We start from the raw sequence: 12,882 nt of genomic DNA, 5'->3' as shown, positions 1-12,882 counted from the left end.
TTGTGAGCGGGAAGAATAAACTGACAAACTGAGTTTATGCTTAACAATATAAAAGCCATTGCCTTGCCGTTTAACGATATCGCGGCGGTCGGTAATGACTATTTACTGTATGTGCCGTTGGAACGCTGCAACCTTGCGCCTATGAACTATCTTTTGAAGGGTGGCCACAGGTCGGGCCACGTTAGCTTAGCCACCACAGGAGTCAGCGATGTCACATAACAAACCATCCCGGCTGCGTTTCGCCATTAATCTGGGCAATGCGGTCCTGGCCCATCTCGGGGAGACAGGAAAGCCCGCGGGCATCACCGTCGAGCTCAGCCATCGGCTGGCGACGCGCTGGGGCGTCAGCGCCGAATTCGTTCCCTATCCTGCCGCGGGTAAAGTGGTGGCTGACGCCGGTGGCGAGCACTGGGATATTGCCTTTCTGGCCATCGATCCGGCGCGGGAAGCCACCCTGCGCTTTACCTCGCCCTATATCACCATCCAGGGTACCGCGCTGGTCAGCGTTGATTCGCCCTGCCAGAGCGTGGCCGACATGGATCGCCCGGCAACCACCATTAACGTCGGACAAAACGCCGCATACGATCTATGGCTAACCCGCCATCTGCAGCACGCCAGCCTGCATCGCCTTCCCTCTTCGCAGGAGGCAATCGACGCCTTCCTCGCCGGTGAAGGGGATATGGTCGCCGGCATCCGCCAGCCGCTGGAGGCGACAGCCCGTCAGCACGCCGGGGTGCGGGTACTGGCGGATAATTTTACCGAGATCCAGCAGGCCATCTGCGTCGCCCGGGCGGACGTGGACCGTTTTCACGCGGTAAACGACGCGCTTAGCGAGTGGCGGGCGGATGGCAGTCTGCAGGCGCTGATTGCCGGTCACCTGGGCCAAGCGAACTGAATCACGCCTCCGTCATCCGGCGCATGGCGCAATGCCAGGCGCCGTTGCGTACCGAGGCGCGCAGTACGCGGGCCACGCCATGCACCATCAGGCGCGTCGTGCGCCGCTGCAGCGGCGTGAGCGACAATCCCAGCATCTCCTGCGCCCATTCCGGCAAAAGGTCAATTCCTGCGTTCATCATCACCCGGCCGACCGGCTGGCTCATCCGCCCCGGCAGACGGGTGGAGAGCAGCACCTCGGCTACCTCCCGGGTACGTTCGTCGCAGCGCAGTCGCGGGCGCATCGCCTCGAGATAGTCCGCCACCTCCTGCGGTGTCTGAGGGATATCCCGAGCCCCCAGCCGCCGGGCGATTTCCGCCGACTCACGAAAATAGTCCTCCTGGCGCTCGGGACTGACCACCGTCCGCTTGTAGCGCAGGTGGGAGGCCATAAAGCAACTGCACTCGGCGACGTGCACCCAGGTTAACAGCGCCGGGTCGCTCGCCTGATACGGGGTTCCGTCCTTATCCACCCCGGCGATCCGCTGATGGATCCCCTGTACTTTGGCGATTAGCCGTTCGGCGTCGGGGGTAGTGGCAAAAGTGGTGGCAGAAATAAACTGGCTGGTGCGGCGCAGGCGGCCCAAAATATCCTCGCGAAAACGAGAGTGATCCCAGACGCCGGCCAGCGCCAGAGGATGCAGCATCTGCAGCAACAGCGCGCTAATGCCGCCGCAGAGCATCGAGGTAAAATCGCCGTGCACCTGCCAGATGGCCGACTGGGGACCAAACAGCCCCGGCTCTCCTTTGGGTCGTTCAAAGTCGATCTCTTTTAGCGCCATGCCGGTCAGGCCGAGCACCTGCGCCTCGATCATCCGGCGAATGCCGATCATGATGGTATCCCTTACGTGCAACTAAAGGACAAAAGATACCACTGTTGGACAGCATTGGGAGAGATATTGCGGAAAGAGTGCCCGCAGCACGCGGGCACGACGGCTTACGGATTCAGCTGGTAATCGAGGGTAATGTTGGCCTTCAGCACCTGCGATACCGGGCAGCCTGCTTTCGCTTTCTGGATGATCTCATCGAACGCCGCCGGAGACACGTCCGGCAGGACGATCTGGCTTTGCAGCGCGATATCGGTAATCGCAAAGCCGCCGTCGGTTTTATTGAGGGTGACCACTGCGGTAGTGTCAATAGACGTTGCGGTATATCCCTCTTCGCTGAGCATCAGCGACAGGGCCATCGAAAAGCAGGCGGCATGTGCAGCGCCAATCAGCTCCTCAGGGTTGGTGCCCTTCACCCCCTCAAAACGGGTGTTAAATCCGTAGGGCTGCTGGCTCAGCGCCCCGCTTTCTGTCGACACGGTGCCTTTGCCATGCTTCAGGTCGCCTTCCCAGTGCGCTAGCCCTTTCTTATGAATCGCCATTTGATTCCTCCTGTAGTGATGTCGAACAAAAAGTATAGTGCGTGATGCCGAAGCTGCGTCTTTTTGCAGCCTCTGGCTCCCACGTTCCCCTGGTTTTCGTGTCGTTGGTGACGCTATCGGCCATCCTGCGGATGCCAGGGATCGGATTTGTCATCCTTGCTGTCGTCCCGTTTACGCGGAACTTCGCCCTGCTCCCCGGGCGCCTCACGGGCAGGTTGCTTACCGCGCTCTTCGTCTTGCGAGTGAGAAAAGGTGCTCATATCGACGTGCTCCGCTTACTTAGGCGACTGCTTGAGCAGACGATCGATTCGCACGACCGGCGGCGTCATTTTGCGATCCAGACTGCCGTTGATATTGACCAGATCGTCTGGCTCTACGTGTTGTTCGTTAAACGCGGCGACCGGGATAATAACGGTGATGGTGCCGCTTTTATCACGAAACTGATAACGGTCATCTCCCTGCCGCTTGAGCAGATTGCCGCGCAGCGAAACGGTCGCGCCATCGTGCATGGTTTTCGCCTGCTCAACGGTCATGATCCGGCCATCCTCGACGCCGCGATAGCCGTCATCGAGTTTGTGCGGCGGCGGCGGCGCGGCATTCTGGCTAAACCCTCCCTTATCGTCCGCCTGCGCGACACCTACGGCAAACAGACATGCCATGGCCAATGCTAGTTTTTTCATCATGCCTCCGTTTTTTGCTGACGATGAGAATAAAGCCTGGCTGAGGCTGGCCATTTTTACAAAGTCAATTGTTCTGATATCGTCTAATATAAGAATGTCCTTATCGTTACGCTCCTGGCGAAACGAAACGCGGGGAAAATATTAATGATTAAGAATCAACAGCCTTGTCCTATCGTCGATGAGAATGAACGCTCCTTACGCTTTGAATATCGCTTCCGCCGCTATGGGATAATTGTTTTGAGTCTCATCATTCTTACCGCGTTAAGCGGCCTGTGGTCCTCCGGTTATTTCAGTGAAGCACACCGGGAAACCAGCGGAGGCGAATTAAGCGTCGATTATCAGCGCTATGCCAGGCTGATGAGTGAAACCGAGCTTAATATTCAGATTAAACCGGATACGGCCAGCGACACCATTATCAGCTTCGCCGCCCCGTTATTAACCCGCTACCAGATCGGTGATATCCGTCCGCAGCCGGATAAAATGTATAGCGCCGACGGGAAATTACATCTCGTCTATCAGCGGTCGAACCCGCCTTCACCGATATCTGTGTGGTTAGCCGTTACCCCAAAAACGGCCGGTAATATCTCTCTGCAGGCGGTAGTTAACGATCGCTATTCTGTAACCTGGCAGCAGTTTGTCTATCCGTAGGAGTCGCTATGGAAATGGTCCTTAGAGCCGCAGCAATCTATCTGATCCTGTTGATTATTTTTAAGATTGCCGGCAGAAGAACCCTGATGCAATTAACCAACTTTGACCTGATACTGTTGCTGATTATCAGCGAAGCCACCCAGCAGGCGATGCTCAGCACAGACTATTCGGTTACCGGGTCGATGCTGACTATCGTCACCCTGGTTAGTATTGATATTTTGTTCGGCTATATTAAGAAAAAATTTGCTCAGGCAGAAAATTTTCTCGATGGTACGCCGGTTATCGTGGTGGAAAATGGTGCTGTCATCGACGAGAAGATTAAGCTCGTCAATATCTCTGTCGATGATATCCTGCTGGCGGCCAGGCAGCACCATGGCATTTATGAATTGAAAGCGATCAAATTCGCTATTCTCGAGCGTAACGGCCAGATATCCATTATTCCTGAGCAGGAATAGTATCGGCTTCGCTATTTATCACGCTCCGGTTGTTTATCACCTGATTCCGGAGCGCGAGTGGCGTCATCCTCTTCTTTTTCACCGTTAACAACGTTCAACATTAACATTTTTCCTCCTCGCTGGTTGTCAGGGATCCTACAAATTATAGAACGCCTTCGCCGAAGTATGTAGGATCTGCCGAAACTAACCATGAGATGCCGCCTGATTCACATTGCGCTTATTCCAGGATATTTCCCACCTCGTCATTGCCATTGGTGAGAAATAATTAACCGATCCGTACAGTCAATATTGTGAAAGCCAAAACATAATGAGGTCACTATGTCTGTGATGGTTATTACCGGTGGAACCGCGGGAGCGGGCAAAGCTACCGCGCTGCGTTTCGCCCGCGCTGGATATCACGTGGCGCTGATCGCCCGAGACGAAACGGGTTTGCAGGAGACGCGACAGGCCTGTGAACGGTTTGGCATTAAAACGCTGGCTATTAGCGCCGATGTCGTCGATGCCGGGGCGCTGCAGCGCGCCGCCGCCGAGGTGGAAACCACCCTCGGGGCAATCGACGTCTGGATCAACAACGCCATGACCACCGTGCTGGCGCCCTTTCGTCAGATGAGCGAGGAGGAGTTTCGCCGGGTGACGGAGGTGACCTATCTCGGGTACGTGAACGGCACCCGCGCGGCGCTGGAGGTCATGATCCCCCGGGAGCGGGGGGTGATTATTCAGGCCGGCTCGGCGCTGGCCTGGCGTTCAATCCCACTGCAGTCGGCTTACTGCGGAGCGAAAGCGGCGATCCGCGGCTTTACCGATGCCGTGCGAACCGAACTGATGCATGAGAAAAGCCACATCCAGTTGACCATGGTGCAACTGCCGGGGATGAACACCGCCCAGTTTGGCTGGGCGCGAAACAAAATGGATCAGGCCATGCAGCCGGTGCCCCCGGTCTATCAGCCGGAAGTCGCCGCCGAGGCTATTTACAGCGTCATCCAGCGCCCGGTCAACGAGCTGTGGGTCGGAAAAAGCACCATCCAGTCGATCCTCGGCCAGGTCTTCTTCCCTCGCCTGCTCGATCGGCTGATGGTGAAAAAAGCGTGGGAGGGACAGTTTACCGGTCAGCCAAAGTCGTCAGACCAACAGGACGACCTGTTCACGCCGGTGCGCGGCAATCATCCGGGCCACGGCCCCTTTAACGATGGCGCACGGCGTAAAGCAGTCACCATCAGCGCCGATCTCCCGGGTAAAGTCGCCGCCGGCGTCGGGGTAGCGGTGGCGACGATGGCGCTGCGGGCGTTGTTCCGTCGTTCCGGAAAACGGCGCTAACTCAGGCTGCGGCTGAACCAACGGTAACCATACCCGGAGAGTGCCAGCCGCGCATCTTTCCCGCCGTGCAGCCCATCCTGATAGAGCTTATCTTCCAGAATTGGGCTCCAGTAGCCCTCGGCCAGCGGCGGGAGCAGGACCTCTACCGCCTGCTGGCTGCAGTTGGCCAGCATCAGTACCTCCCGCGATTCGCTGCGATAGAGCAAGCCCAGCACCGCGTCGGGCTTTAGAGTAAGGAGAGTAAAAGGGAGGGATCCCGGTTCAGTATATTCCGTGCGCGCCAATACCATATTGCGTACCCGATGCAGCAGCGACCTGGGATGGCGCAGCGCCGTTTCGACATTGATCCGTTGGTAGCGGAACCGCCCGCTGGCCACCGGTTTTACCGGCAAATCATCCCGCGCCGCCCGGGAAAAGCCGGCGTTGGCCGCGGCTGACCACTGCATCGGCGTTCTGACCGCGTAGCGCTCCGGTAAGGAGAGATCGTCACCCATGCCAATCTCGTCGCCATAGCGCATCACCGGCACGCCGGGCAGCGCCAGCAGGATAGCATGGGCTAAGGCTATGCGTCGGGTATCGCCGTCCAGCATCGGCGCCAGTCTTCGGCGTACGCCGCGCTGGTAAACGGACATCGATTTATCAGGGGCAAAGGTGCGGATAACCTGGCGCTTGTTGCGCTCGCCAATCCCCTCAAGATCCAGTTCATCATGGTTGCGCAGCCAGTTGACGAAGCAGCACCCGTCCGGCGGGGTCACCATCGCCTGCAGGGCCTTCACCACCGGCGCGGCGCGCTGCTGCGCCAGGCTGAGGTAGAGGTATTTGTTAAGCCAGAAATTAAGCACCATCTGCAGCCGATCGCCCTGGCCGAAATAATGACGGTAATCTTCTACCGCGACGTCCACTTCACCCAGGAGTATCGCATCGGGATTGAGGCGCTGTACAACCTGCCGGAGATGGGTCAGCAGCGGGTAGCCGCGCGTCTCGTCGCCCTTTCCGGCCTGCTTGACCAGATGTGACGCGGCATCTAGACGAAAGCCCGACACCCCAGCCTGCAGCCAGAAGGTGATAATGTTTTCGATTTCAGCGATCACCGGCGGATGGGCGAGATTCAGGTCGGGCTCGTGGTGATAAAACATGTGGCGATAATATTGCCCAGCCTGTTCGTCCCAGCGCCAGACGCTCTCCTCAACGCCGGGAAACATGGGAGGATCGTCGTTTTCCGGCGGCCGATCGGCCCATAGATAATACGGCCGCCACGGCGACCGGGGATCGCGTCGCGCCGCCTGGAACCACGGGTGCTGCGCGGAGGTGTGCTGGATCACCAGCTCAACGATCACCCGCAGTCCTAGCTCGCGGGCGCGGGCAATCAGCTCAATCACGTCAGCGATAGTGCCGAACCGCGGATCGGGCTGCAGATGATCGCTGATATCATAGCCATCATCCTGCAGAGGAGTGAGATAGAACGGAGTCAGCCAGAGCACCGTCGCTCCGAGGCTGCGAATGTAGTGTAGCTTTTGGCGAATGCCCGCGAGATCGCCAAAACCATCGCCATTGGCATCATAAAAGAGCGAACTGTCAACCTGATAGATGACCGCTCTGTGAAACCACTCTTCCCGTTGCATCACTCTCACCTCGCGTTCTGCCCGTCCCTGTCAGCCGCCTCAGCGCGATCCGGACCCCGCCCTGGCCTTCGCGCGCGGTTTGTCGACAGGCGATACGGGATTGCGTTCCGCTGGTAGCATCCTGTTCGCTACCGCGTCCACCAGCGCCTGCTGCCTGGCGGTTAATACCAGCGGAACCTGTTCCTCGGAGGCGAGGAGCGCGATGGTTTGCCGTTTGACCATAGCGTTCTCCGGCGGCTTAATGCCCGGCCTCAACGCCAGGCATATCGGTATCCATAAGATATTGCCCGGTCAGCGCTGGCAGATAATGGAGCAGCCAATCAGCCATTCCTCTCTCTTCAGCCAGGATACCCTCCAGTGTGTGCATCGCGCTGTGGTCGCCTACTCTTTTCGCCGCCGTTAATAAAGCGGTATAGCAGGCGACCTCAAAATGGGCAAAAACGTAGGCAGTGATAATCACTTTAATAACCTCATCACCGGGCAGCATGATGCCAATGGTCTGTCCTAACGCCGCCACCCGGCTCATCGCATCCTTCAGCGCAGAGCGGGAAATATGATTGCGGGCGATGATATCCTGCAGGGCGGACAATTGCCGTCGGGTTTCATAGAGATGTTGTTCAAGGCGGGTGCGTAACTGCGGTTCATTATCGAGGCGTCTGATGGTGGCCACCAGCAGCGACTCAGCCTGTTTTTCCATGGCATGCGCATCGCGAAGCCAGTTGTGATAATTTTCAATATCCGTCATATACACCTCTGATCATTAACCTTTTATTTTGACGTGGAATCTTCACTCTCTTCCGCCGCCTGGTCAGCTCGCGCTGCGCTATATCCGGATAAATGGCCAACAATATTGGCATAAATACTGATGAGAATGACCCACAGTACGCTGTCTTTCCACCAGATCAACGAGGGTATCGCCAGACCCACCCACATAACGGCAGCGACAAGATGACAGCGCTTAATAAACACTGGCGTCAACTTCATTTTATTACCTTAGGACCGAACAATATTGAGCGACCATTTTATCGACGCTCTGACCGCAGCGTCAGGCGCTAAACCTTACGCTGAAAATGACTTTCTTTTGCCTAAGCATAAAAAAGAAAGTAGCGTTGCGTATTGTCCCGTTCCGTTATTTTCTGTCTTTACCGTCCGGCTAATTTATTGCCGCTGCGGCCGTCTTTTATTGCTAGTGATGCGGCGATTTCCTCCTCACCTTTTAGTTTCCCCACATCGCGGATAATGAATGTCGTTATAGATAAATAAACCCTGAATATGCAGAAACCTGCGGACCATCTGGCCCACAGGTTTTGTCTCAACGCCGATTTGTCGGCGTCACAGCTCATCAGTCGCTAGCTGTCACCGGATTTACGGCCGCCGCCATGACTGTTCTTACCACCCTTCTTACCGGCTTCGGATGCTTTCTCACGATCTTCTGCAAAATTACCTGAACCGCCTCTATGCTCTGCCATAATTTTCACCTTTGGTTTGATCAATATCGGTTGGTAAATGGAAAATGACCCTGTTACAAATCATCGCCCTCGATATCTAACACTAGAGGAATGCCTGCAGGAGTCAAATTAATTTCAGATACCCATCCGCGCACTGACAAAATAAAGCTTTACTAACGAAGCGGCAAGATAAAATATACCTCACACAACTCCTTTATTTGACGTAGGTTATGTTCACCGGCGGGTAAAACAGAAACGTCCAACGGCCGTTTGTAAAAAAATGCAAACGATTTAATGAATAAATATTTCTTTATCTCGCGCAACACAACCCCAGGAATATTACCCCTAAAGAGGTATCACCTTATAGGCCATGGTTTGCGAATGAACATCTTCATCGTTTATTCAGGCAGCACCTTCATCGTAACTTGAGAAAAAGATCATGCGCGTTACGAAAATAGCCCTTGGCCCTTGATTAAGGATGGAATAATCCTAATTTAACGTCAGCAATAATAACGCAACGCTATCCCCCGAAATACGCCAAGGATCAGTCGGTTAAGGCATACCGTTACGCCTACGGTTGGCCATTGACTGCGATGTTGCGAGTCATCCAGGGTCTGTCGCCAGGAGAAGCTGACCTATTCTTAGAGCTGGCCCGTTCTGTCTGAAGGAGATGACTATGCAAGATGAAAAACCGCCAATGAAGAAGTTACCCACCTCCATGTTGCCAGAAGAGACGGCTCCACGTCCGGAGTTCCCGGAGCAAGAACAAACCCCGCCGGGTCTGGATGCGGAAATGGAGCCATCCCCGGACCACGGTGAAACCAGCTACACCGGCTCCGGGCGACTGGCCGGTAAGAAAGCGTTAATTACCGGCGGCGACTCCGGTATTGGCCGTGCGGTGGCGATCGCCTTTGCCCGCGAAGGCGCCGACGTCGCGATAAACTATCTGCCCGAAGAGCAAAAGGATGCGGATGAAGTTATCGCCCTGATCAAAGCCGAAGGGCGCACCGCGGTGGCCCTCCCGGGTGATATTCGCTCCGAATCCTTCTGCCAGTCGCTGGTGGCCGACGCGGTGGAACAGCTGGGAGGTCTGAGCATCCTGGTTAATAACGCCGGGCGTCAGCAATACTGTGAAACCCTTGAGGAACTCACTACCGAAGATTTCGACGCTACCTTCAAAACCAACGTCTACGCGCCGTTCTGGATCACCCGCGCCGCACTGCCTCACCTCCAGGCCGGAAGCGCGATTATCAATACCACCTCGGTGCAGGCGTATAAACCCAGCCCGATCCTGCTCGATTATGCGCAGACCAAAGCCTGTCTCGCGATCTTCACTAAATCGCTGGCTAAACAGGTGGCGAAACGAGGCATTCGCGTGAACGCCGTAGCGCCTGGCCCTTACTGGACGGTGCTGCAATCCAGCGGCGGCCAGCCGGACGAGAAGGTGAAACAGTTTGGCAAAGACACGCCGATGGGGCGCCCGGGGCAACCGGTAGAGATCGCCCCGCTGTATGTCACCCTGGCTTCCGATGCCTGCTCATATACCTCCGGACAGGTGTGGTGTTCTGACGGCGGGGATGGTGTGGTCTAAGCCTCCCGGCATACCGACGCGCGCCAGCGCGCGCCGGTATTTTCCCGGCCAACCCTTGCGGCTATATACTGGCCCCTCGCCTCCCGGTTGCGGCAATTTTTTCTTTCCTCCACTCCGCTACTCTGGCCGCATGCTATGATGTCCGCCCGCCGCTGTGCGCTAACCCTGGCCCCGACGCCACCCCTGAGGACGACAGATGAGTAATGACATCCCCCTGAAATTTTATGACATCGTGGACGAATACGAGACCGAAGCGGCTGCGCCGGTAAAGGATGAAGAACGCGATGCGCTGGCGCGCTATTTCCAACTGCTGATTGCGCGGTTAACTAATAACGAAGAGATTGACGAAGAGGCGCAGCGAGAAATGGCCCGCGAGGCGGCCATTAACGAAAACCGCATTGACGATATCGCTAATTTCCTTAATCAGTGGGGCAACGAATAAAGCTCAACGTCAGCCTACCGGCGGGATTGCCTTCCGCCGGTGCTGCCGGGGCACGAAGCGCCAAGACTCAGCCGTGGCCAGTCTCCTCTCCCAGACGCCTCTGCAGCGCATCAAGAAATAGCGGTAATCCGTCAGGTTGGTAGTCGCGGGAAAGATAGATGCCGTAAACGCTCAACGCCTTCGGCGTCCACTCCGGAAGCACCACCTCCAGCGTGCCGCTGGCAATCGCGCTCCGGGCCTCCAGTTCGGGAAGCATCGCAATGCCGCATCCGGCAACCGCCGCCTCCAGCAGCAATGAAGATATCCCTGCGCTCAGATTACCGTTCACCGCCACCGACGCTTCCCGCCCCTGCGCATCGCTGAACTGCCAGTGCTGGCTGGCGAAATGGCTGTATAGCAGGCAGTTATGTCGTTGCAGATCGTCGGGCGTCGTCAACGGTCCATGCTGGCGCATCCAGCGCGGCGCGGCGCAGAGCAGCGAACGGCACACTCCGAGGCGACGAGCGATGGCCCCCGCTTCCGGGTTGTCGGTAATGCGAATGGCCACGTCGATACGCTCGCCGATCAGGCTGACCGGATGGTTATTGATATCCAGCTCCAGGCGCAGCAGTGGATAGCGGGCGAGAAAGTCCGGTAGCAGCGGGGAGATCAGCTGCATGGCGGTAAAGTGCGCGCAGGCGACGCGCAGCGTGCCGCTGGGATCGGCCCGCTGACGCTCGCCGGCGATTTCATCGGCGATCCGCGTCAAACAGCGGGTCTTGATCAACACCTTCTCCCCGGCCGGGGTCAGCGTCAGCCGCCGGGTTGAGCGATGGATCAGCCGGGCGCCGGCCCAGCTCTCCATCTGTTCCAGATAGCGGCTCACCATCGGGCGCGACATCCCCAGCGCCCGCGCCGCGGCGCTAAGACTTCCCAGCTCGCAGATGCGCAGATACACCTGCGCAGCAATAACCCTGTCCATCACTCCCCCTGATCTGCACGCTTTATGAAACTCAGCATCTCTTGTTTCAGGAATTCTATCAAATAGCGAAATCCGTACAATGGAACGCATTCACCTGTTACTGAGAATAAATCATGAAATTATCTGCCCTTGCTGTTGCTACCGCCCTGTTCAGCGGCGCGGTCTTCGCGGCGCCTCTGACGCTGCAAACTTACAACCCGCAGGAAAAAGGACTTTTTGCCGTCAACTCGACCCTCGTTTCCGGTCCGCATGAAGCGGTACTTTTCGACGCGCAGTTCAGCGTCAAAGATGGGGAAAAGCTGGTGGAGATGATCAAGAAAAACGGCAAACCACTATCGCGGATTGTGATCACCTCTGGCGATCCGGATTTCTATTTTGGTCTTGAGCCGCTGGTAAAAGCCTTCCCGCAGGCGGAGGTGGTCGCCACGCCGGAGGTCGTCAAACATATTGCAGCCACCAAAGCGGCCAAACTGGCGTACTGGGGCCCGCAAATGAAAGACGGCGCGCCGACGCAGGTGTATGTCCCACAGGCGCTGGAGGCCAACAGCTTTACCATCGATGGCGAGAAAGTGACCATCATGCAGCCGCATGACTACGCGGCGTTCGTCTGGATCCGGGCGAACAAAACGATCCTCGGCGGCACCGGCGTGGCGTGGGGTATGCATCTCTGGACCGCCGACACCCAGACGCCGGCCAGTCGTCAGCAATGGCGTAATACGCTGGACCAGATGATCGCCCTGCACCCGCAGCGGGTGATCCCGGGCCATTATCTCGGCACCCCGCCGGAGGGAGACAGCGCGGTGCGCTTTACAAAAACTTATCTCCAGCAGTTCGAGCAGGCGCTGAAGACGCATTCGGATTCGGCCGGAGTGATCAAGGCGATGGAGGCACAGTGGCCGGGCCTGGCGGAGACCAGCTCGCTGGAGTTAAGCGCCAAAGTTAATACCGGTGAGATGAAGTGGTGACCCCTGCGGCGCGCAAGGAGGACTGTTCTTAATCTGGCTCCCCAGGGTTGCTATTACCGAGAAAATGGACCACCCTACCTGTGGCCGCACAAAAAACGCGCGGCCGACTTTGGGTTACATTTCATCCGGTCATTACCGGGTTTGCCCTTGAAACCAGAACAGGATAAAGGAGTCAGAATGAAATCGAACCATCAGGCACGTCATCTTCTCGGTCTGAACTATAAGCTTTCCCGGCAGAAAAAAGTGGTGCTGGAAGGCGATGAAGAAACCACCATCAACCACATCCATGCTACCGGCCGCAAACGCCGCGGTGGTTAATTTTCAGCCTGAGTGATGATAAACAACACCGTCCTGTTGCCAGGATGGTGTTTTTTTATGGCAATTGACTGCTTGTTTACCCGCTTGAAGACCTTCTGCTCTATACTCTGCCCGCTGCTTTCCACCCGCCCTTCGC

The 12,882-nt window shown here is 56.8% G+C and carries 20 protein-coding genes; 9 read left to right on the top strand and 11 right to left on the bottom strand.

What is annotated here, in order from left to right; all coding sequences use genetic code 11:
- Positions 1–36: 36 nt before the first annotated feature.
- Positions 37–219, top strand: a complete 183-nt coding sequence (locus tag LPQ25_RS12430) for a hypothetical protein (protein WP_040244767.1) — start codon at positions 37–39, stop codon at positions 217–219.
- Entirely contained in the window at positions 209–895 is a 687-nt protein-coding gene (locus tag LPQ25_RS12425; protein WP_004184165.1) for an ABC transporter substrate-binding protein, read from the top strand. Before LPQ25_RS12430 ends, LPQ25_RS12425 begins: the two co-directional genes overlap by 11 nt.
- A 1-nt stretch (position 896) precedes the next feature.
- Here LPQ25_RS12425 and LPQ25_RS12420 read toward each other — a convergent pair whose 3' ends face one another.
- The 4 genes from LPQ25_RS12420 to LPQ25_RS12405 form a co-directional block, all read right to left on the bottom strand.
- Positions 897–1,766, bottom strand: coding sequence for an oxygenase MpaB family protein (locus LPQ25_RS12420; protein ID WP_004176040.1), 870 nt, complete (start codon positions 1,764–1,766; stop codon positions 897–899).
- Positions 1,767–1,870: 104 nt separating this feature from the next.
- Positions 1,871–2,302 (bottom strand): OsmC family protein, encoded by a 432-nt coding sequence (locus tag LPQ25_RS12415; RefSeq protein WP_002906030.1) that lies wholly within the window; start codon positions 2,300–2,302, stop codon positions 1,871–1,873.
- A gap of 113 nt (positions 2,303–2,415) precedes the next feature.
- Complete coding sequence (locus LPQ25_RS12410) at positions 2,416–2,562, bottom strand: hypothetical protein (protein WP_002906033.1); 147 nt, start codon at positions 2,560–2,562, stop codon at positions 2,416–2,418.
- 15 nt (positions 2,563–2,577) lie between these two features.
- Positions 2,578–2,982, bottom strand: a complete 405-nt coding sequence (locus tag LPQ25_RS12405) for a YdeI family stress tolerance OB fold protein (protein ID WP_015874836.1) — start codon at positions 2,980–2,982, stop codon at positions 2,578–2,580.
- A 144-nt stretch (positions 2,983–3,126) separates the two neighbouring features.
- Between LPQ25_RS12405 and LPQ25_RS12400 the strand changes: the two genes are divergently transcribed.
- The 3 genes from LPQ25_RS12400 to LPQ25_RS12390 all read left to right on the top strand — a co-directional run bounded on the left by LPQ25_RS12400 (position 3,127) and on the right by LPQ25_RS12390 (position 5,399).
- A complete protein-coding gene (locus tag LPQ25_RS12400; RefSeq protein ID WP_004180065.1) occupies positions 3,127–3,630 on the top strand; it encodes a hypothetical protein in 504 nt (167 codons plus the stop codon).
- Between the two features lie 8 nt (positions 3,631–3,638).
- Positions 3,639–4,085: a DUF421 domain-containing protein gene (locus LPQ25_RS12395; RefSeq protein ID WP_004148482.1), complete on the top strand. Its 447-nt coding sequence runs from the start codon at positions 3,639–3,641 to the stop codon at positions 4,083–4,085.
- 318 nt (positions 4,086–4,403) lie between these two features.
- Complete coding sequence (locus LPQ25_RS12390; protein ID WP_014907534.1) at positions 4,404–5,399, top strand: SDR family oxidoreductase; 996 nt, start codon at positions 4,404–4,406, stop codon at positions 5,397–5,399.
- Here LPQ25_RS12390 and LPQ25_RS12385 read toward each other — a convergent pair.
- The 5 genes from LPQ25_RS12385 to LPQ25_RS12365 form a co-directional block, all read right to left on the bottom strand.
- Positions 5,396–7,021: an alpha-amylase family protein gene (locus LPQ25_RS12385; RefSeq protein ID WP_004184169.1), complete on the bottom strand. Its 1,626-nt coding sequence runs from the start codon at positions 7,019–7,021 to the stop codon at positions 5,396–5,398. The genes LPQ25_RS12390 and LPQ25_RS12385 overlap by 4 nt on opposite strands.
- A 39-nt stretch (positions 7,022–7,060) precedes the next feature.
- Positions 7,061–7,243 carry a hypothetical protein gene (locus tag LPQ25_RS12380; RefSeq protein ID WP_004184170.1) on the bottom strand — a complete coding sequence of 61 codons (183 nt, stop codon included), beginning with the start codon at positions 7,241–7,243 and terminating at the stop codon, positions 7,061–7,063.
- A 16-nt stretch (positions 7,244–7,259) separates the two neighbouring features.
- Positions 7,260–7,766, bottom strand: coding sequence for a ferritin-like domain-containing protein (locus LPQ25_RS12375; RefSeq protein ID WP_004151243.1), 507 nt, complete (start codon positions 7,764–7,766; stop codon positions 7,260–7,262).
- A gap of 23 nt (positions 7,767–7,789) precedes the next feature.
- Positions 7,790–8,005, bottom strand: coding sequence for a hypothetical protein (locus LPQ25_RS12370; RefSeq protein ID WP_004143717.1), 216 nt, complete (start codon positions 8,003–8,005; stop codon positions 7,790–7,792).
- A 365-nt stretch (positions 8,006–8,370) separates the two neighbouring features.
- Positions 8,371–8,490, bottom strand: coding sequence for a con-10 family general stress protein (locus LPQ25_RS12365; protein WP_080831387.1), 120 nt, complete (start codon positions 8,488–8,490; stop codon positions 8,371–8,373).
- Positions 8,491–9,145: 655 nt separating this feature from the next.
- On the opposite strand from LPQ25_RS12365, the gene LPQ25_RS12360 reads away from it, so the two are divergent.
- Together LPQ25_RS12360 and LPQ25_RS12355 are read left to right on the top strand one after the other, a co-directional pair.
- Positions 9,146–10,060, top strand: coding sequence for an SDR family oxidoreductase (locus tag LPQ25_RS12360; RefSeq protein WP_004151242.1), 915 nt, complete (start codon positions 9,146–9,148; stop codon positions 10,058–10,060).
- A 196-nt stretch (positions 10,061–10,256) separates the two neighbouring features.
- A complete protein-coding gene (locus tag LPQ25_RS12355) occupies positions 10,257–10,502 on the top strand; it encodes a YmjA family protein (RefSeq protein WP_004180069.1) in 246 nt (81 codons plus the stop codon).
- 67 nt (positions 10,503–10,569) lie between these two features.
- Here LPQ25_RS12355 and LPQ25_RS12350 read toward each other — a convergent pair whose 3' ends face one another.
- On the bottom strand, positions 10,570–11,463 hold the full coding sequence (locus tag LPQ25_RS12350; RefSeq protein WP_014907533.1) for a LysR family transcriptional regulator: 894 nt from the start codon (positions 11,461–11,463) through the stop codon (positions 10,570–10,572).
- Between the two features lie 113 nt (positions 11,464–11,576).
- Here LPQ25_RS12350 and LPQ25_RS12345 point away from each other — a divergent pair, with 113 nt between their 5' ends.
- Positions 11,577–12,428, top strand: a complete 852-nt coding sequence (locus LPQ25_RS12345; RefSeq protein WP_004189881.1) for a Vmh family MBL fold metallo-hydrolase — start codon at positions 11,577–11,579, stop codon at positions 12,426–12,428.
- 177 nt (positions 12,429–12,605) lie between these two features.
- The gene (sra, locus tag LPQ25_RS12340) at positions 12,606–12,746 is read left to right on the top strand and encodes a stationary-phase-induced ribosome-associated protein (protein ID WP_004143727.1); all 141 of its coding nucleotides are present in this window, start codon (positions 12,606–12,608) and stop codon (positions 12,744–12,746) included.
- Here sra and LPQ25_RS12335 read toward each other — a convergent pair.
- The gene (locus tag LPQ25_RS12335; RefSeq protein ID WP_002906122.1) at positions 12,743–12,871 is read right to left on the bottom strand and encodes a hypothetical protein; all 129 of its coding nucleotides are present in this window, start codon (positions 12,869–12,871) and stop codon (positions 12,743–12,745) included. The genes sra and LPQ25_RS12335 overlap by 4 nt on opposite strands.
- Between the last annotated feature and the right edge of the window lie 11 nt (positions 12,872–12,882).

Source organism: Klebsiella sp. KPN54798 (assembly GCF_021184225.1).
Classification (GTDB): Bacteria; Pseudomonadota; Gammaproteobacteria; order Enterobacterales; family Enterobacteriaceae; genus Klebsiella; species Klebsiella pneumoniae.
Note: the sequence above shows the minus strand (reverse complement) of the source record. Positions and strands in the feature narration are given on the sequence as shown.